Origin of the sequence: Acinetobacter towneri DSM 14962 = CIP 107472 (genome assembly GCF_000368785.1) — a bacterium.
GTDB lineage: Bacteria > Pseudomonadota > Gammaproteobacteria > Pseudomonadales > Moraxellaceae > Acinetobacter > Acinetobacter towneri.
In genome coordinates this window covers 555,927-575,946 of record NZ_KB849688.1, presented here as the reverse complement: position 1 = coordinate 575,946, position 20,020 = coordinate 555,927, and the positions used below count along the sequence as shown (strand labels likewise).

16 protein-coding genes and 1 pseudogene are annotated in these 20,020 nt (G+C 42.3%); 8 read left to right on the top strand and 9 right to left on the bottom strand.

Annotated elements, in window-relative coordinates:
- Nucleotide 1: 1 nt before the first annotated feature.
- Together F947_RS04260 and hflX are read right to left on the bottom strand one after the other, a co-directional pair.
- Nucleotides 2-373, bottom strand: coding sequence for a hypothetical protein (locus F947_RS04260; RefSeq protein WP_004972466.1), 372 nt, complete (start codon nt 371-373; stop codon nt 2-4).
- A gap of 35 nt (nt 374-408) precedes the next feature.
- Nucleotides 409-1,749, bottom strand: a complete 1,341-nt coding sequence (gene hflX, locus F947_RS04255) for a ribosome rescue GTPase HflX (protein ID WP_004972465.1) — start codon at nt 1,747-1,749, stop codon at nt 409-411.
- 292 nt (nt 1,750-2,041) lie between these two features.
- Here hflX and F947_RS04250 point away from each other — a divergent pair, with 292 nt between their 5' ends.
- A complete protein-coding gene (locus F947_RS04250) occupies nt 2,042-2,860 on the top strand; it encodes a lysophospholipid acyltransferase family protein (protein WP_004972464.1) in 819 nt (272 codons plus the stop codon).
- A gap of 97 nt (nt 2,861-2,957) precedes the next feature.
- Here F947_RS04250 and F947_RS04245 read toward each other — a convergent pair whose 3' ends face one another.
- Nucleotides 2,958-4,568 (bottom strand): phospholipase D family protein, encoded by a 1,611-nt coding sequence (locus tag F947_RS04245; protein WP_026438286.1) that lies wholly within the window; start codon nt 4,566-4,568, stop codon nt 2,958-2,960.
- A 176-nt stretch (nt 4,569-4,744) separates the two neighbouring features.
- On the opposite strand from F947_RS04245, the gene F947_RS04240 reads away from it, so the two are divergent.
- Nucleotides 4,745-5,755, top strand: a complete 1,011-nt coding sequence (locus F947_RS04240) for a metallophosphoesterase (protein WP_004972462.1) — start codon at nt 4,745-4,747, stop codon at nt 5,753-5,755.
- 66 nt (nt 5,756-5,821) lie between these two features.
- On the opposite strand, the gene F947_RS04235 is transcribed toward F947_RS04240, so the two are convergent.
- On the bottom strand, nt 5,822-7,135 hold the full coding sequence (locus F947_RS04235) for an MFS transporter (RefSeq protein ID WP_004972461.1): 1,314 nt from the start codon (nt 7,133-7,135) through the stop codon (nt 5,822-5,824).
- A gap of 185 nt (nt 7,136-7,320) precedes the next feature.
- Entirely contained in the window at nt 7,321-7,968 is a 648-nt protein-coding gene (gene trhA / locus F947_RS04230; RefSeq protein WP_004972459.1) for a PAQR family membrane homeostasis protein TrhA, read from the bottom strand.
- Nucleotides 7,969-8,075: 107 nt separating this feature from the next.
- Here trhA and F947_RS04225 point away from each other — a divergent pair.
- Nucleotides 8,076-9,295 (top strand): annotated as a pseudogene (locus F947_RS04225) (class I SAM-dependent methyltransferase).
- A 23-nt stretch (nt 9,296-9,318) separates the two neighbouring features.
- Nucleotides 9,319-9,741, top strand: coding sequence for a GNAT family N-acetyltransferase (locus F947_RS04220; RefSeq protein ID WP_004972455.1), 423 nt, complete (start codon nt 9,319-9,321; stop codon nt 9,739-9,741).
- Between the two features lie 112 nt (nt 9,742-9,853).
- Here the strand turns inward: F947_RS04220 and F947_RS04215 are convergent, their stop codons facing one another.
- The 4 genes from F947_RS04215 to F947_RS04200 form a co-directional block, all read right to left on the bottom strand.
- Nucleotides 9,854-10,186 carry a hypothetical protein gene (locus F947_RS04215; protein ID WP_004972453.1) on the bottom strand — a complete coding sequence of 111 codons (333 nt, stop codon included), beginning with the start codon at nt 10,184-10,186 and terminating at the stop codon, nt 9,854-9,856.
- A gap of 171 nt (nt 10,187-10,357) precedes the next feature.
- Complete coding sequence (locus F947_RS04210) at nt 10,358-12,493, bottom strand: 3-hydroxyacyl-CoA dehydrogenase NAD-binding domain-containing protein (protein WP_004972452.1); 2,136 nt, start codon at nt 12,491-12,493, stop codon at nt 10,358-10,360.
- Nucleotides 12,494-12,504: 11 nt separating this feature from the next.
- Complete coding sequence (locus F947_RS04205) at nt 12,505-13,710, bottom strand: acetyl-CoA C-acetyltransferase (RefSeq protein ID WP_004972449.1); 1,206 nt, start codon at nt 13,708-13,710, stop codon at nt 12,505-12,507.
- Between the two features lie 229 nt (nt 13,711-13,939).
- The gene (locus F947_RS04200; protein WP_004972448.1) at nt 13,940-14,950 is read right to left on the bottom strand and encodes an AraC family transcriptional regulator; all 1,011 of its coding nucleotides are present in this window, start codon (nt 14,948-14,950) and stop codon (nt 13,940-13,942) included.
- 210 nt (nt 14,951-15,160) lie between these two features.
- Between F947_RS04200 and F947_RS04195 the strand changes: the two genes are divergently transcribed.
- The 4 genes from F947_RS04195 (at nt 15,161) to F947_RS04180 (ending at nt 19,974) form a co-directional block, all read left to right on the top strand.
- Nucleotides 15,161-16,321 carry a CaiB/BaiF CoA transferase family protein gene (locus F947_RS04195; RefSeq protein ID WP_004972446.1) on the top strand — a complete coding sequence of 387 codons (1,161 nt, stop codon included), beginning with the start codon at nt 15,161-15,163 and terminating at the stop codon, nt 16,319-16,321.
- A gap of 237 nt (nt 16,322-16,558) precedes the next feature.
- A complete protein-coding gene (locus F947_RS04190) occupies nt 16,559-18,202 on the top strand; it encodes a nitrite/sulfite reductase (RefSeq protein ID WP_004972445.1) in 1,644 nt (547 codons plus the stop codon).
- Nucleotides 18,195-18,680, top strand: coding sequence for a DUF934 domain-containing protein (locus tag F947_RS04185; protein WP_004972443.1), 486 nt, complete (start codon nt 18,195-18,197; stop codon nt 18,678-18,680). Before F947_RS04190 ends, F947_RS04185 begins: the two co-directional genes overlap by 8 nt.
- Before the next feature lie 307 nt (nt 18,681-18,987).
- Nucleotides 18,988-19,974, top strand: coding sequence for a diaminopimelate dehydrogenase (locus F947_RS04180; RefSeq protein ID WP_004972441.1), 987 nt, complete (start codon nt 18,988-18,990; stop codon nt 19,972-19,974).
- Nucleotides 19,975-20,020: the final 46 nt, after the last annotated feature.

Genomic DNA, 20,020 nt, shown 5'->3' with positions numbered 1-20,020 from the left:
CCTAAAGCCAGCGTTTTGCCATTTTGGCATACAGCCAAAGCGGGATCAGCGTACTGATAAACAACACAATTAAGAAGATTGGAATTTGTTTGCCCATGTGCGTGAGCATAATTAATGAACCCGCGCTGATGGGTAAAAAGGCAAAGGCACTTTCTTTCATGATTTTGTTGTTGGTATCGACCAGACGAGCAGGAATTTTACTGAGTTTGCGCCATGTAAATAATACCGCCAGTAGGCTGAGCAAACCGACTAAATTGCCTAATTCTGGGTGATTAAATTGAGTCATGATCCACACTGAGGCTTCACGAAACACAATAATCAAAAGGAGTGTGCCGATCCATGCTGGCCAATCGATATGTTTTATCCTGCTCATTTTTGATCTTTCATTAAAATTTTACTTATCACGTTTTAACCGATCTGATCGTCAATTTCAAATGCTTCAAGCGGACGTTTAAATTGTTCTGCCTGTGCACCTAAAATTTCGTCTATCGGTAAATGTGCCTGTTTAATCAGTTGTTCCAGTTTATGTGGTGCCATGCTGACTTGTAGATGTAATTGACCTTCATCATCGTACTGTTCTGCCTGAATGACATTGAGCGCATACAGTTGATTGCGCAGTTTGCCATAAGCAGGTTGTAATTTAAGATCAAACTTTTGAATTTGCCCCATCAAACATTCATGTACGGCTTGTTTTAACAAGTCTAAACCTTGCCCTGAATGTGCCGATACATAGACACGGTCAGGTTGATGCGGTTTTTCATAGATAATTTTGGCTGTTTCGCCTGAGACATCAATTTTATTGTAAACCCGCAAAATAGGTACATCTGCGCCAATTTCTTTTAGCACACCTTCGACTGCTTCAATTTGTTCCAACACATCGGGGCTGCTTGAATCAATCACATGCAGCAATAAACTGGCTTCTAAGGTTTCTTCCAAAGTTGCTTTAAAAGATTCCACCAAAGAGTGAGATAGGTTTCTTACAAAGCCAACGGTGTCTGCCAATACCAGACGTCCGATGCCATCCCATTCTAAACGCCGTAAAGTAGGGTCAAGCGTAGCAAACAGTTGGTCAGCAGCATAGACATCACTTTGCGCCAAAATATTAAATAAGGTCGATTTGCCTGCGTTGGTATAACCGACCAATGAAACGGTAGGAATGGCGGCTTTTTGCCGAGCCACACGACCTTGTGCACGGGTTTGACGGACTTTATCGAGTTTGGTTTTTAGTTGTCCCATGCGAATACGCAATAAGCGTCGGTCAGTTTCAAGCAAGGTTTCCCCAGGACCACGTAAGCCGATACCACCTTTTTGACTGTCTAAGTTGCTGCGACTACGCACCAAACGTGAAGATAAATGTTGTAATTGTGCCAATTCGACCTGTAATTTACCTTCGTAAGTGCGGGCGCGTTGAGCAAAAATATCTAAAATGAGTTCGGTACGGTCAACCACACGGCATTGCATCACTTTTTCTAAATTACGTGCCTGTGCAGGACTGAGTGCATGATCAAAAATGACCAAATTGGCGTCGTGTTCTTTGACCAATGCGGCAATTTCTTCGGCTTTGCCTGAGCCAATAAAGAGTTTGGCATCGGGTTTACTACGTTGAGTGTGGACGTGTTGTAAAACTTCTGCACCCGCAGATTCAGCCAAGAGCTGAAATTCTTCGGCATCTAGGTCTTCTAAAATTTGGACAGCGACACTGACCAGTACAACACGCTCGCCATCTTGATGTGGCACAAAATTTTCCACTCAGCGCAATCTCCATGCTAAAGCTATATTCTAGTAGAAAAAATGTTTGTGCAGGGAAATAGATGATTGGATTTTTCCTGCGCCCTGATTTGATGCTATATCAACGTATGTAAACTCAATTATAAGGATGACCCCAATATAGAATTTATCTATTTAGATTTTGCCAAAAGTCGCATGTTTGCATGCAGGTTTCGGTTTTTATTATCAATGCAAGTTCAGATTGAACAGTATAGAATGAGCAAAATATAGACCTTTATACGTTGTTTTGCGTTTAACAATTAGTGATGACCCTATGAACCCAGCTGTTGAAACTCACACATCTCCAATTCATGGTTTTGCAAAGCTTGCTTTGTATAGCAAAAAAGTTCTGGCAACGGCTGGCGCGATTGGTGAAGGGTTTTATTTGGTCTATCGTCATCAATTGTATAAAGACACCAACAACCCGAACAATACGCGCTATGTGCAATATTTTTGCCGTCAATTGTGCAAAGTTTTTAATATTGAAGTGCAAATTCATGGTGAAATTCCGCATGACCCTGCGCTATGGGTCAGTAATCATATTTCGTGGTTAGATGTAGCGGTATTGGGTTCTAGTGCGCGGGTATTTTTTCTGGCCAAAGCTGAAATTGAAAAATGGCCGTTATTGGGTAAGTTAGCCAAAGGTGGGGGGACGCTATTTATTAAGCGTGGCTCTGGCGATTCAGTCAAAATTCGTGAACAAATCACGCAATTTTTAAAACAAGATATTCCTGTATTATTTTTTCCTGAAGCGACCACGTCAGATGGAAGCAAAATTAAAAAAGTGCATGGTCGTATTTTAGGGGCAGCAATTGAAGCCAAACGACCTGTGCAAATTTGTCTGATTTGTTATGTGAATCAGCAAGGTGAGTTAGATACTGTTGCGCCGTTTATTAATGACATGACCTTTGTTGATCATGTGAAAGATGTTTTGGAAATGTCGAAAGTGACAGCGCATTTAATGGCGTTACCTGCAATTGTGGTAGAAGGGCACGATATTGAATCTTTAACTGCTGTGGTACAGGAACGCATGACAGAAGGTTTGGCTGAGTTGCATCGTCAGGTATTAAAACCACAAGTGCTGACATCATAAAACATGCTTAGGCGCATCTTCATGTTAAAGATAGCCTAAGCACATCACATTTTTTTAAGAATAATGGTCATCATCCAACAGCTTCAATATTATGTTGCTACATAAAGCCTTCAATTGGCAGCCATGAGGTAATTTTCATTGCCGCACGTTGATACCATTTCATCCCTGGTTCTTTTTTCAGAATTTGAGTTTCGCCTTGTGGATTTTTCATGTGCCATTGAATGTTTTGCTGTGCATCCAAAACCAGTTTATAAGCATATTTGGACAAATTGACATCCATGGTGTGGTGAACTGCGCGAGCCAATGGCGGACTGTTTAAAATCACCCCAATTTCAGTATTTAAATATGCCGAGCGTGGGTCAAAATTAAACGAACCAATAAATACCTGTTTTTCATCCAATGCCATGAGTTTGGCATGTAAACTAGAACGGCTTAAACCTTTCATACTGACTTTGGCTTTTTTGGAAATTTCGTGCGTATGTGTGTTTAGGTTTTCCATTTCAGGTCGCGCCAAAAACTCATACAGCTGCACGTTATTTGCCAATAAATCTTCTCGATATTTGGCGTAAAAAGCATGCACCACAGGAACATCGTTGGCTTTAAAGGAGTTGGTCAGTACGCGTACCTGAACGCCATCATCCGCCAAGTCTTTTAGTTTTTCTGCCCCCGATTGTTCGGGGACAAAATACGCAGAAATAATATCGACACTACTGCTTGGCTTCTCTAAATGCGTCAGCAATTGAAAGTTGAGATGTTCTTCTTTTGAGGCGCGGTCTTTAATTTTACTCGGCGCATCTTTGACCACTTCAGCACTGACCCAATCGAACTTAATACTATGCGTCATCCACTGTTCAATCGCTTTAGAACGAGTCACCAAATCTAAATAATTTTGTACGGTGGCTTCTTGATCGTGCTGTTCTAATTGCTGTTTTAAGCTTTCATAACGCAAGGTGTAATGTTGTGGATTGACCAATTGCTTGACTGAATAAGCATAGTCATCATTCCAGTATTCATCAAAAGAGTGAATAATTTCATCCGAAGCCGAGCCGACTAACATCACATCGACATCAGAAAATTGATAATTGTCGCTGACGTTATAGTATTGATTGCTCATATTGCGCCCACCAATCAGAGAAATTTGGTTATCGGCAATAAAGCTTTTGTTGTGCATACGACGGTTAATACGCTTCAAATCCAAAATCATGTCCATGGCACGATAATGTCGAAAGCGATATGGATTATACAGTTTGATGTCGATGTTGACGTGTTGATCGAGCGCGAGATAAATGCCTTCCATTTTTTTGGCATTGTTATCATCGACCAATAAGCGGACTTTCACCCCACGATCTGCCGCACGAATAATGGCGTGTAGTGCAAGCGCGCCAATTTTATCGTTATCCCAAATATAATATTGTAAATCTAAAGATTTTTCTGCTTTATTAATCAGATAGATACGTGCTGCTAGGGCTTCGAGCGGATCATACAGGACATGATAACCCGTAAGCTGCGGATATTTTTCGCGTAGCGGCAGTACAATTTTGGCCAAACTGGTTTGATCGGTTGGGGTTTCAAACGCCATCTGGATCGGATGTTCAATCTGTTTGGGCAGCGTGCTACAGCCTGAGAGTGTCAAAACGAAGGCGCAACTCAGCCACAAGACGTTGTGCCGAATATTTTGAAATGGAGCGGATGAGCTGCGGTTTGCCAAATTAAATTCCTTTTTAGCACGAGGAGCAAATAAGTTAAAAATAGGGTTTGAGTATAATTGTCAGCTATGAAAAGATAAATATGACAATACAGATATATGACGTGTGTGGGTTAAATGCGACATCTGGGTTTAGCGCAGCATTGAATAGCAGAAGTATGAAGTAATAGAGAATAAATATGTGGGATAACGATTCAGTCGTGTTGTATTTCTATATGGGTATGGCAATTTTGGCGCTGTGGGCAGTTTCGCAAGCATGGCGCAGTCAGGCCAATACAGAAACCATTCACCCGTTTAAGGCCTTTGTGCATTTGTTGGCATTTTATTTGTCTTACCTGTTGCCGCCTTTGGTTTTTTTTAGTGTCTATGCGGGTATTCAGGGCTATTACTCCATCCACGAAGCGATTTTTGTATTTTTAGTCAGTGCTGTGTTGAGCTATGCGCGTTTTATTGAACCGCATTTGATTCAAGTCAAAACTACCAAATATCAAATTCATGCAGATCGCCGTTTATTAAAGCCTGTCAAAATTGCTTTAATTGCAGATTTACATATTGGCTTGTTTTCTGGGCATGAGCGTCAATTGAAGCAAATTGTGAAAAAACTCAATTTGCAAAACCCCGATATTGTCGTTGTAGCAGGCGACTGGACTTATGAGCCTGAAAATAAATTGGTCGAAGAATTGGCGGTATTAAAAGAAATTTGTGCGCCTGTATATTCGGTAAATGGTAATCATGATGAGCAGTATCCTGGCCCGCCCATTCAAGAGCTGTTAAAAACGGCTTTAGAACAAAATAACGTGATTGATATTGAAGGTAGAATTGTCGAGTTTGATGAGTTTCGTTTGCTCGGTATTGGCGATTTATGGGCAGGTAAAACCGACATGCGCTATATGCCCGATTTACCTCAGGATAAGCCGTGGGTGTTGTTATCACATAACCCTGATACAGTGGATATGGTACCAAAACTGCCGACACGTCCGTTGATGTTGGCAGGGCATACCCATGGTGGGCAGGTTGAACTGCCGTGGCTGACCGATTATGTGATGAAAAAAGTATCTATTTTAGGGCATAAAAAAGGTTTATATCGCCATGATCATGCCGATGTATTTGTGACTGTGGGGACTGGAATGGTGGGTGTTCCTTTTCGTTTTGGTGTGCCACCCACGATTGATATTATCGAGTTATTGTAAGCGCCCGCACCTTACCTACATCAAAAAAACCAGCCGAGGCTGGTTTTTTTGATGCAATTTTTACGCTTAAATTTGATTGTTTACATCATCATGTTTGGTTTCTCGAATCATTAAGAATGCGATTAAAGACAAGATGGATGCTGCACTTAAATAATAACCAACTGCAGCCAAGCCATAAGTGGTGGCAAGTTTGGTGGCAATGAGTGGGGCAAACGATGCGCCAAAAATACCCGCCAAGTTAAAGGTGAGTGCGGAGCCTGTATAGCGTACAGATGTTGGGAAAATTTCAGACAATACTGTACCAATGGGCCCGTAAGTAAGTCCCATAATTGCCAAGCCAATACACAGGAAAATAAATACAATCCACGTGCTGCCTGAAGCAAGCATGTCGGCAAAAAATAAGCCAAAAATTGCAGAGATGATGCACACTGCGATAGAGGTGGTTTTACGTCCAAATTTTTCGGCTAAAACGGCTGAGAGGGGAATAAAAGCAGCAAAACACAATGTGGCTAGTAGTTGAAGTTTTAAGAATTCTTCACGTGAATAACCCAGTTGTTTGGTGCCCCATTGCAAGGCAAATACCGTAGTCAGATAAAACACCACAAAGGTACAAATTGCAGCGATTGTACCGAGCACTAACATTTTAGCGTGTTTTTTAAAGACCTGAATAAATGGCACATTGACTTCTTTTTGTTTATTCAACACTTTTTGGAAGGCAGGCGTTTCATGCAGTTTTAAGCGAATCCATAAACCGACAATCACCAATAAGGCACTCGAAATAAACGGGATGCGCCAGCCCCATGTCATAAAGTCTTGCTCAGACATCAGCGCACCTAAAATAAGGAATGAACCTGTGGCAAGAATAAAACCAATCGGAGCGCCCAATTGTGGGAACATGCCATACCAAGCACGTTTACCTTCAGGGGCATTTTCTGTGGCTAACAGTACTGCTCCCGACCATTCACCGCCCAAGCCTAAACCTTGCCCTAAGCGACACAACGCCAACAGTAATGGCGCGATAATCCCAATTTGTGCATACGTCGGCAGTAAACCAATACAGACTGTAGAAATTCCCATGGTCAATAATGCCGCGACCAAAGTGGCTTTGCGTCCAATCCGATCTCCTAAATGTCCAAATAAAGCTGCGCCAATTGGACGGGCGATAAAGGCAATTGCAAAGGTGGCGAGAGATTGAATGGTTGCCGTCATTGGGTCAGTACTGGTCGGAAAGAACAGATACGGGAAAATAATGACTGCCGCAGTGGCGTAGATATAAAAGTCAAAAAACTCGATGGTGGTACCGACCAAGCTTGCAGTCAGTACTCGAAATTTAGAATTTTGAGTCGGCTGTTCAGCGGCAGCAGTAGATGAAGATGCCATACAGGACCTTATGTAAAGTGAATTTTAAATGAAAGTGCAATTTGGCACAGACCGCACTGGCAGAAAAATAGTAGATACTTCTTGTAGTTATACTTTTTTGAACAAGAAGTCGGTTACAAAACTGCATCCATGAACACCATTCAAATCTGATCGTTTTATCTGTAAGACATGAGCGATATTCAGCGTTAAATCACATACAGATAAATTGCCAGAAAGTGTGCGCCTGCACCAATTAGGACAAATACATGCCAAATTGCGTGGGTATATCTTACGCGTTTTAAGGCATAAAACAATGCACCCACGGTGTAGGCAATGCCGCCAATTAGCAAAAAGGTCAGGGCTTGGCTGCTTAAATAGGCTTGCATATCGTCCATGACCAGAACGGCTAACCAACCCATCACCAAGTAGGCAATTAAAGAAATTTTATGAAAACGGTTGATAAATACCAGTTTAAATAGGGTGCCAATCAGGGCAATAATCCACAGGGCAATTAACAAATATTGTGCTTTTTGAGTAGGAATCGCGATGGATAAAAATGGGGTATAAGTCCCTGCAATTAAATAATAAATTGCGGTGTGATCTAACTTTTTATAAAAATAACGACGGTCTGCTGCGGTTGCCATGTGATACAGCATTGAAGCAGAAAAAAGCAGTACCATGCTTATTGCATAGGCCCACAAACCTAGCCATTGTCCCGTACTTAAATACGCACCTTTAATGATTAAAAGAATACCTGCAATAAATGCCAAAGCCGCACCAACACCATGGCTCAGATAGTTAATCCGTTCTTCTTGCAGGTCATAATCAGGCACTAAAGGGGCATTTAATTTCATGGCGAATCTGCTTTAATTTCTTTAATTATACAACTGTATCGTAATTCAATTTTGCTTTTAGGGTAATAACAATTAAACTTGAATTGTAATTTTTTCAGGTTTTTATTATGTCGACTTTGGCTTCTCCCTCTGTGCAGGAACAACAATTCTTAGAGGCTTTTCAGCAAGCCATTGATACACAAAAGCTTGATCGTGTGGTGCTGAGTCAATATAAAGGCGAACTGGAACAATTAGAAAAAATCACCTTACGGGTGATTCAGCTAAATCAAGACACCGTTTTAACTTGTTTGTATCGCCATAAAACGCAGGATATCACCAAAAACTATCCTTTGGCAGAAGCACAGATACAATTGAGTCACTTATTGGCAGATTGTAAACAGGCCAATTTATTCACGACAGATCAGGAAATTCAGCTAAAAAAGAACAAAAAGAAAGCCATGCTCAGCATTAGTAAACAGCACCGACTATAGCGAAACCGAAAGAACCGCAAGGACATGACCGAGAAAAGCAGCGTTATGTCGATCAATCCAGCCCATTTTTACAACACTTGGGGATTAGCGATGCCAAAGCGCAAATTATTCCGAGCATGGCGCGTAAATGGAAACAGATTAATAAATTCATTGAAATTTTTTCGGGGGCTTTGGCGCAAATCAAAATTTCGGAAAATACTGTGCGCGTGGTGGATTTTGGCTCAGGCAAAGGCTATTTAACTTTTGCGTTATATGACTATTTGCAAAAGCAGCAATTTCTTCCTTTTGTGACTGGGGTGGAACTAAACCCGAAAATGGTTGAGTTTTGTCAGTCGGTGGCGAGTGCTTCAGACTTTCAGCAGCTAGATTTTTTTCAGGGCGATGTGCGCACCTATCAGCCAGAACATTTAGATGTAATGATTGCTTTGCATGCCTGTGATGTCGCCACCGATTTTGCAATTCATACTGGTATTCGCCTGAATGCACAAATGATTATGTGCGCGCCGTGTTGCCATAAAGAGTTGCGTCCACAATTACAAAGCCCAAGCGTGTTGCAACCGATGCTGCAATTTGGCATTCATGCAGGGCAACAGGCGGAAATGTTAACCGATACCATCCGCGCTTTATTGCTCAAAGCCTATGGTTATGACACCAAAGTTTTTGAGTTTGTCGCTTTAGAACACACTAGTAAAAACAAAATGATTTTGGCAACCAAACGTCAAAATTGGAGTGAACCTGATCAAGCAGTTTTGGCACAAATTCGTGATTTAAAAACCATGTACGGTATTCAAAAACATTCTTTGGAGTTGTTGTTGAACGATCAGTGGGATCAACAGGGCATTGGTTCTAAGTGCTAAGCAAGATGGAACAGGATATAAAGATGCAAGATTATGAAATTCAATCGGGCACTTGGACACAATTTGCTGCAGAGGCCAAATCTATTCGTGAGCAAGTCTTTATTCAGGAACAGCGAATTGCGCCTGAAGATGAGTGGGATGCACAAGATGCAGTTGCCTTGCATTTTGTGGTCTATGCAACTGGACAGGCGATTGCAACAGCACGTTTACTGGAAAATCACAGTATTGGACGGGTCGCAGTGTTGAAATCACAGCGCGGTTTAGGTGTGGGACGTGTTTTAATGCAGCATATTATTCAGGTGGCAAAGCAGCAGCAACGTCCGTGGGTCAAGTTGTCTGCGCAGGAACACGCGATTCCGTTTTATCAAAGTTTGAGTTTTCAGGTTGAGGGTGAGTCGTATTTAGATTGTGGTATTCCGCATGTAGATATGCGATTGATATTTTAAATGAATTGTCGATAGTCCTGATTTTAATCGTGCAAAATAAAAATCGCCATGATGGAATGTGATCATGGCGATTTCTTTTTATAAACTGTATGAACAGAGCCGCTAGCGCATATTAATGTCCATGTGCGGGTGCTGGCTCATGGTTTTCAGGCATATTGGCATGTTCTGTTTCAGTCATACCGTGTGCATCTGCAGTTTCAGCAGCCAAAGCTTCACGTGCTTCACGATCTGCTTGTGCTTTTGCCAATGCTTCTTGTGACATAGCTGGCGCATTTTTAAAGGCGTGTTGCTGAGTATTCTGCTTTTGTTGCTGGCTAGGCATGTAGTCAGGTTCATTCGTGACCGCTAACCAGAAAATAAACATGAAAATTCCACCCAAAATACAGAAAATAAAGAGTGCTTTCCAACCCCAAGGTGATTTTTCAGGAGTAAGGCGTTCGGTCATGTGCATCTACCCAATTTGAATCTAAATCTTAAAATTATGTAACTTTATAACATAAAATGCATGAAAAACGGATTAAATTCTATTTATGCAGGGATATTCATTGTAATTTTGAGCAAATAAAAAGAGGGATGATATATCCCTCCCAGATTGCTTTAAATTTAAAGTTTAGCTTTAAATGCTTTTAGCACCTGCAGCAACACGATCTTGCAAGATTTTAGGTGGGGTAAAACGCTCGCCATATTCAGCAGTAAGTTGCTGTGCTCGTGCCAAAGCCTGTGTTAAACCATATTGATTCAAAAATTGTAAAGCACCACCTGTCCATGCAGGGAAGCCAATGCCAAAAATTGAACCAACATTGGCATCAATGACAGATTCTAAAACACCTTCTTCCAAGCAACGTAAGCTGTCCAGTGCTTGTACAAATAAGAAACGGTCAATCATTTCTTGTTCAGCGATTTCGGTATTTTTATACCAATGACTTAATCCCGACCAAAGCTGTTTTTTACCCTGTTCAGGGTAGTCATAAAAGCCTGCACCTGCAGCTTTGCCTTTACGTGAGAATTGATGAATCATGGTTTGAATGACTTCATCTGCATTCGACAGTGGTCGATCTTTTCCTTCGGCTTGTAACGCTTTACGTGCTTCCTGCGCCACGTGTTCAGACAAGGTTAAAGACACTTCATCCTGAATAGCAAGCGGACCAACAGGCATACCTGCTTTTAAAGCTGCCATTTCAATTTTGGCAGGATGTACGCCTTCTGCCAGTAAGCGCAAGCCTTCCTGCACAAAAGTGCCAAACACCCGACTGGTAAAAAAGCCACGGCTGTCATTGACCACAATCGGTGTTTTACCAATGTGTTGCACAAAGTCATATGCTTTTGCCAAAGTATCGGCAGAGGTGTTTTTTCCTTTAATGATTTCTACCAACGGCATTTTATCGACAGGACTAAAGAAATGCAGTCCAATAAAGCGCTGTTGATCTTGCGCAGCTTGGGCAAGCTCGCTTATTGGCAAAGTTGAGGTATTGGATGCCATCACACCTTGTTCTGCCAGAAAAACTTCGGCTTCTTGTGTGACTTGCGCCTTGAGTTGAGGATTTTCAAATACCGCCTCAATAATCAAATCACAGCCTTGTAAATCGGCAGCCTGTGCCGTTGGATGAATATTGGCTAAGACTTGTGCTGCTCGCTCTGCACTTATACGACCTTGCGATACTTGTTTATCCAATAGTTTTTGACTGTAAGCTTTGCCTTTTTCAGCTTGTTCGATGGATACATCTTTAAGAACAACCGCAATGCCTTTGCTTGCTGTGGCATAAGCAATGCCTGCGCCCATCATGCCTGCACCTAAAATGCCGACTTTTTGAGTTTGATGCGGTGCAATGCCTTGCGGACGGCCACTGCCCGATTTAATCGCATTCAGCCCATGCCAAAAGGTGCCAATCATATTTTTAGAAATTTGACCTGTTGCGAGCTGGGTAAAATAGCGAGATTCAATGCGTAAGGCTGTATCGACATCAACCTGCGCACCTTCTACTGCTGCACTCAAAATTGCTTCAGGCGCAGGGTAACAGCCTTTGGTTTTGTCGCGTAGCATGGCAGGAGCAATGGAAAGCATTTGCGCGACAGCAGGTGTAGATGGTGTTCCCCCAGGGATTTTATAGCCTTTGACATCAAATACTTGTTGTGATTGAGGATGTGCAAGAATCCAGTCTTGGGCTTTGCTGAGTAATTCTGTTTCATTTTCAGCAAGATCATGGATTAAACCTAAACTTTGTGCTTTTTCCACACTCAGCTGTTTGCCTTCCATCAACAGCGGCAGGGCAGTTTGTAAACCCAATAAACGTACCATCCGCACAATACCACCGCCACCAGGCAATAAACCTAAAGTCACTTCGGGTAAACCAAACTTGGTTTTTGCATCACGAATTGCAATACGATGATGACAGCACAGAGCAAGTTCCCATCCGCCGCCGAGTGCCGTGCCATTTAAGGCAGCTACCACAGGAATACCACGGGTTTCAATATAACGCAGCTGTGCTTTTAGGTTTTCAATCATCTGAAAAAATGAGCTGGCATGCTCAGGCTGTACTTGAATCAACTCATCTAAGTCACCGCCTGCAAAAAAGGTTTTTTTCGCAGAGGCGAAAATGATTCCCGCCACTTGTTCGTCTGCTTTTAACTTTTGTACCACTTGCGCTAATGCATCTCTAAAGTCAGCATTCATGGTGTTGGCAGATTGATTTGGTGAGTCAAAGGTTAGAATGACAATGTTATCGGCATTTTTATAATAGTGAATGGCGCTCATTTTTATACTCCTTATACTCGCTCAATAATGGTGGCAATTCCCATCCCACCGCCTACACATAATGTAGCCATGCCGCGTTTTTTATCTTGTCGTTCTAGCTCGTCCAGTAAGGTGCCTAAAATCATGGCACCTGTAGCACCAAGTGGATGACCCAAGGCAATAGCACCACCATTTACATTGACTTTGGCGGGATCAACCTGAAGTTCTGTAATAAAACGCAGAACCACGGCTGCAAAGGCTTCATTGACTTCAAACAGATCAATATCTTCAATGTTCAGTCCTGCTTTGGACAAGGCTTTGCGTGCTGCAGGCGCGGGTCCTGTGAGCATAATGGCAGGGTCTGTGCCGACCAATGCAGTGGCAAGCACTTTGGCGCGCGGTTTTAAGTTGTGCTGTTGTACCGCCTGTTCCGATGCAATCAAGACCAAGGCTGCACCATCAACAATACCCGATGAATTTCCTGCATGATGCACATGATTGACTTGTCCTGCTTCAGGATATTTTTGCAGGGCAATCGCATCAAAACCCATTTGTCCCATATTGGCAAAACTCGGCTTGAGCTGTGCCAAGCTTTCAGCCGTGGTCTGAGGTTTGATAAATTCATCTTGTGCCAAAATCACCACGCCTGCTTGATCTTTGACAGGTACAATCGAGCGCTCGAAATGTCCCTGTGCTTGTGCTGCTGCGGCTTTGTGCTGTGATGCAGCTGCAAATAGATCGACTTCAGTACGGCTATAACCATCGAGTGTGGCAATTAAGTCAGCGCCAATGCCTTGTGGAATAAAGTCACAGGCCATGTTGGTTTCAGGGTCGAATGCCCAAGCACCACCATCAGAACCCATTGCCACACGTGACATAGATTCCACACCACCTGCAACAATTAAATCTTCCCAACCTGAACGGACTTTTTGTGCTGCGAGGTTCACGGCTTCTAAACCCGAGGCACAAAAGCGGTTGATTTGTACGCCTGCGACGTCATTGTCCCAACCTGCGGCAATCGCAGCGGTTTTGGCAATATCTGCACCCTGATCGCCAATTGGTGTGACACAACCCAAAACAATATCGTCTACTTGTGAGGTGTCTAGGTTGTGTCGTTGTTGCAATTCATTCAATAAGGTTGTGAGTAGGCGAATGGGTTTAACTTCGTGTAATGCGCCATCTTTTTTTCCTTTGCCGCGCGGAGTGCGAATAGCATCAATGATGTAGGCCTCGCTCATAATCAATCCCTTGTCGATAGTTTTCTTTATGATTGCTTTTGAGTGTAATCTGAAAATTTTGAAGTGCAATGACGAGAACGGTACAGGTCAGTGAGGTTTTTTGCTAATTGGGATGACGCAGTAATTTGGCAGAAAGATTGAAACTATAATAGAGCGATAAAAAAAGCCCTTGCGGTGTGCAAGGGCAATCGATTGGAATTACGAGTTATTGTGAATTGTCGATTCTAAATTAATGATAACCGTGCAACTGACGGTATAAACCAGGTGTGACGCCAGTCCACTTTTTGAAAGCACGGTGGAAAGTACTGGTTTCGCTAAAGCCAACTTGTTGTGCCACATCTTCAAGGGTAAGTTCAGGATTCAGCAATAGGTGAATCGCGGCATCACGGCGTAATGCATCTTTTACCCCTTGATAGCTTTTACCTTCTGCAGCCAAACGACGACGCAAGGTTTGTGGCGATAGGTACAGCATGGATGCAACATCGTTCAAGGTTGGCATTTCTTCGCCAATTTGGCTCTTTAACACGTCACGAATACGCGAAGTTAAAGAATTGGTGTTTTTGAATTTCACCAACAATTGCGCAGGCGCGGTTTTTAAGAATTCGTCTAAGGTTTCTTGGGTTTGACGAATTGGTAAATCCAAGTAGTCGGCAGCAAAGGTAATTTCGGTGCGTGGCATGTCAAATTGCATGACAGGCGCAAAGAACAGCGCATCGTATTCATCTGCATGTGCAGGACGTGGATAGCCAAAATGTACGCGCTCCAAAGGCAGGCGACGTTCAATCAGCCAAGATGCCAAGCCGTGCCAAATCATCAACATACTTTCAGTAATAAAGTGATCAGGATCCATAGCTTGTGGAATAGATGGTACCAAACGTGCTTCGTGTTTATCACGTTCTAAGGTAACCGACCAATCATCACCAAACAGTTTGTAGAATTGCGAAGAGAGTTCTAAGGCATCGCCCAGTGTTTTGGCGTGAATTACCAATTGGCACATGATCGCGAATGTACCCAAACGACGTGGCTGAGAATCAAAACCCACGTGTTCGTCTTGGGTCACCATCCACAACATTTTAATAAAGCGGGTATATTGTTCAGGTGAAATACGTGCTTTCGGTTGGCGCAGAAGTTCTGCCTCAATACCGACATGAGATAATAAGGTTTCGACATCCATGCCGAGTCGCTTAACACCCGTGAGCGCTGCATTTACAAAATGGATACTAATGGTATCTCTGCTCATGTTAAATCCTTCAGTCTCTTTTGTATTCACGTAAGCTTGACCTAAATGACGCTAAAAAATTGAAATTGGCAATTTACAATACCAATTTTACTTATTTTACATAATAAATTGCCGAAATGATCAAGGTAAATGGCTGAACATGACATTGTGTTACAGTTTTGCTGTTTATAAGATGAACGGAAAATCAGTAAAAATCGAGTAATCACAACAATGACACATGCACTGAGCGGTTTAAAAGTTTTAGATTTTTCCACCTTATTGCCCGGCCCTTTTGCCAGTTTGTATTTGGCGGATATGGGTGCAGAGGTGATTCATATTGAATCGGCAACCCGTCCTGACTTAATTCGTTTATTTCCGCCCTATGCCAATGGACAAGCGACTTCGCACAGTTATTTGAATCGGAATAAACAGTCAATTACTTTGGATTTAAAATCCCCCGAAAGTATTCAGCTTATTCACGATAAAATTGCCGAATTCGATATTGTATTGGAACAGTTTAGACCAGGCGTGATGCAGCGTTTAGGGCTGGACTATGCCAGCTTGGCAAAAATTAATCCGCGACTGATCTATTGTTCCATCACAGGTTATGGACAAACAGGCGATTATCAACAAAGGGCAGGACATGACATCAACTATTTAGCCTTGTCTGGCATTGCGGGGCATAGTGGGCGGCAAGCAGGCGGGCCACCGCCGCTCGGGATTCAAGTGGCCGATGTAGCAGGTGGATCATTGCATGCTTTGGTGGCGATTTTAAGTGCAGTGATAGAACGTCAGCGCAGTGGTTTAGGGCAGTATATTGATATTTCGATGACCGATTGCGCTGCGACTTTAAACAATATGGCCGCTTCAGCAGTTTTGGCGGCACAGGTTCCTCAATATGCTGAGCAATCTTACTTAAATGGTGGCACCTATTATGACTATTATGAAACAGCAGATGGCCGTTATCTTTCAGTCGGTAGTTTAGAGCCGCAGTTTATGCAGGGTTTGGCACAGATTTTAAACTTACCGATACTTTTGGAAAAAGGGGCATCTTTAGATCCGCAAGAGCGCTTGCAAGTCAAACACGCTATTCAAGATAAAATTAAAACACAAAGTTTTGCCACATGGCAGCAGGTATTCGCGCAATATGATGTCTGCGTTGAACCTGTATTCACTTTAGATGAAGCCTTACATTCACCTTTGGCACAGCAACGCGGTTGGACAGTAGAAGTTCCTATTCAGCAGAATGCCGAAAAAACTGAAACTCAGTTGGCGTGTCCAATTAAATTTTCACGTTCTCAAATGCGTTACGATTATATCGGGCAGGCTTTGGGTGCAGGGCAGTGGTCATCTCAGATTAAAAATCAGGATGAAGATGAAGCCAAGTCGTAATTTCAGGTAATCAATAATAGATCGAATAGATGCTATAGCAGAAAAAGTGCTAAAGCATGCACTATTTTGTGATAGCTCTATAAAAAGCCTGTAAATTTTGGCAAAGGCTTACAGGCTGTGATGTTGCAATGGCTTATCAATAAAATCGCTAATAAATATGTAAAAAACACATTTTGTTGATAGATTGAATCTCGCTATGCTGTCAGCCGTGATAATAGAAATGACTAGCTGTACGCCATGTATTTATATACTGATTTCGATCAGCAACTGATTAATGAACGTGTTGCACAGTTCCGCGACCAAACGGAACGTTATTTAGCAGGCAAATTGACTGAGGATGAATATCGTCCATTGCGTCTGCAAAATGGTTTGTATGTACAACGCTATGCGCCAATGTTGCGTATTGCGGTGCCTTACGGTCTGATGAACTCTAAGCAATTGCGTAAAGTTGCGCAGCTTGCCAAAGACTATGACCGTGGCTATGCGCACGTATCAACACGTCAAAATATTCAGTTTAACTGGCCTGCACTGGAAAATGTGCCTGACATGCTGGCAGAGCTTGCAACCGTACAAATGCACGCAATTCAGACTTCGGGTAACTGTATTCGTAATACCACCACAGACCAGTATGCAGGTGTCGTGGCGGGCGAAATTGCTGACCCACGTCCAACCTGTGAATTAATTCGTCAGTGGTCGACTTTCCACCCTGAATTTGCCTTCTTGCCACGTAAATTCAAAATTGCGGTGTCTGCACTGGAAGAAATTGACCGTGCTGCGACTGCATTTCATGACATTGGCGTCTATATTGTTAAAAATGAAGCAGGCGAAATTGGCTATAAAATTAAAGTTGGTGGCGGCTTAGGTCGTACTCCAATTATCGGTAGCTTTATTCGTGAGTTCTTGCCACGTGAAGATTTGATTGCTTACTTAGAAGCTATTTTACGTGTTTATAACTTGCATGGTCGTCGCGACAATAAATATAAAGCACGTATCAAAATTTTGGTAAAAGCCTTAACTCCAGCAGTATTTGCAGAAAAAGTTGAAGCTGAATTTGCACATACGGTGAAAACCTTAAAAATTGATGCAGAAACTTTGCAAAAAATGGATGAAAATTTCACGCCATTTGCTTATCAAAACTATGCCGATGAAGATTTTAGCGAGCTGTTTGCGCAGTATCCAAAATTCAAGCAATGGTTCAACATCAACACCAATGCGCACAAAGTACAAGGCTATCGTATTGTCACCATTTCATTGAAACGTGCAGGTGTTGCACCGGGTGACATGACGACAGAAGAAATGAATCTGATTGCAGATTTAGCCGATCAATATACCTTTGGTGAGTTGCGTACCACGCATGAGCAAAATATTGCTTTGGTAGATGTGCCACAAAAAGACCTGTTTGCATTGTGGCAAGTGCTCGATGCCAATAACTTGGCGCGCGCGCATATTGGCTTTATTACCGATATTATTTGCTGTCCGGGTGGTGATTTCTGTTCACTTGCCAATGCCAAATCTATTCCAATTTCAGAAGCCATTTCACGCCGTTTTGATGATTTGGATACCATTTATAATCTTGGCAAACTGGATTTAAATATTTCAGGTTGTATGAACGCTTGTGGTCATCACCACGTTGGTAATATCGGGATTTTAGGTGTCGATAAAAAAGGCGCGGAATTCTACCAAATCACTTTGGGCGGGCATGCAGACCATGATGCGTCAATCGGTGATATTTTAGGGCCATCTTTTGCTGCTGAAGTGATTCCTGATGTGGTGGAAGAAATTTTAAATACCTACTTAGATTTGCGTAGTGAAGGTGAAGACTTCATCGACACTTATCGCCGTGTCGGCATTCAACCATTTAAGGAGCGCGCTTATGCTTAATACTGCACTACCTGTGCTCGCAAAAGATGGCACGATTGCAGACAATACTTATCAAGTGATTGCTGAAGATGCAGCATTACCGCAAGGTGATGTGGTGCTCAGCGTTGAACAGCTTGATCAGTTGGCACAAATTTCAGGTAAAAAAGCCCTATATTTAACGGTAGATGCTTCGCCTGAAAACCATGAATTTCCATTGGCAGAACTGGATGCAATTTTTATTGAATTTTCAGGTTTTAACGATGGCCGTGGTTATTCTTTTGCGGCATTGTTACGCCGTCAAGGCTTTCAGGGTGAACTTCGCGCAGTCGGTGATGTCTTTAAAGACGTCTTAAATTATATGAAGCGTGCAGGTTTCGATACTTTCGTGATTAAAGAAGGTAAAGATGTGCAAGAAGCTGCAGCAGGTTTGGCGGACTTTACCCATCCTTATCAAGCTTCTACCGCAGTGCCAAAACCAAATTATCAAACAGGTGCGTAATATATTGATGATGGATTTCATCGAAATGTAGATAGATTTTATCGAAATATCGCGGTTCACACATTTACAAACAGCCTGCCATGTGCAGGCTTTTTGTTTGCCTTAAAATGATCAAACGGCTTGTTTTATCGCACTTCTTAATGATTTAATTTACCGCAAAGTGCTGTAGTATAAGCACGCTGATGTAGCATCGCAGTCTTATGTAGGCGTTATTTTTACATTATCAAAAATCAATCAAGACGATAATTTGATGTGATTATCCTCTGATTTATTTTTCAATTTTTTCATGATGAAGTGATTTGTCTTTATGCAAAATTCTATCCGTATTGGTATTGCTGGTTATGGCAACTTAGGTCGTGGCGTTGAAACGGCGATTCATAAAAACCCAGATTTACAATTGGTGGGTATTTTTACCCGTCGTGCGCCTGAAAGCGTTTCACCATGTTTTGCTGAAACAGCAGTGTTTCACATGGATTCATTGTCAGATTTTCAAGACAAAATTGATGTGCTGATTTTATGTGGTGGTTCAAAAGACGACTTGCCACAACAAGGTCCAGTACTGGCGAGCCAATTTAATATTGTCGATAGTTTCGATACGCATGCACGTATTCCTGAATATTATGCATCTGTAGATGCACCTGCGACAGCGAACAAGAAAACTGCACTCATCTCAATTGGTTGGGATCCAGGCATGTTCTCGATTAATCGTTTATTTGGTGAAGCGTTGTTACCAGATGGTGAAACCTATACTTTTTGGGGTAAAGGTTTAAGTCAGGGTCACTCAGATGCCATTCGTCGTGTTGATGGTGTAAAAGCAGGTGTGCAATATACCATTCCATCGAATGATGCCATTGAACAAGTGCGTAGCGGTGCGCGTCCTGTATTAAGCACCAAAGATAAACATACTCGTGAATGTTATGTCGTACTTGCAGAAGGTGCCGATGCTGCTGCGGTAGAGCAAGCGATTGTGACCATGCCAGATTATTTCGCTGACTACAACACAACCGTAAATTTCATTGATGAAGCGACTTTAGCCAAAGATCACCAACGCATGCCACATGGTGGTTTTGTCATTCGCAGTGGTAATACCAGCGATGAACAAAAACAAGTGCTTGAATTCTCATTGAAGTTAGACAGCAATCCTGAGTTTACCGCGAGTATTTTGGTGGCTTATGCACGTGCTTGCTATCGTTTAAACCAAATGCAGCAATATGGTGCAAAAACTGCTTATGATGTTGCGCCAGGTTTATTGTCAATGAAATCGCCTGAACAGTTGCGTGCAGAATTGCTCTAAACTTTTTAAAGCTATAAGCAAAAAGACGAATCAATGATTCGTCTTT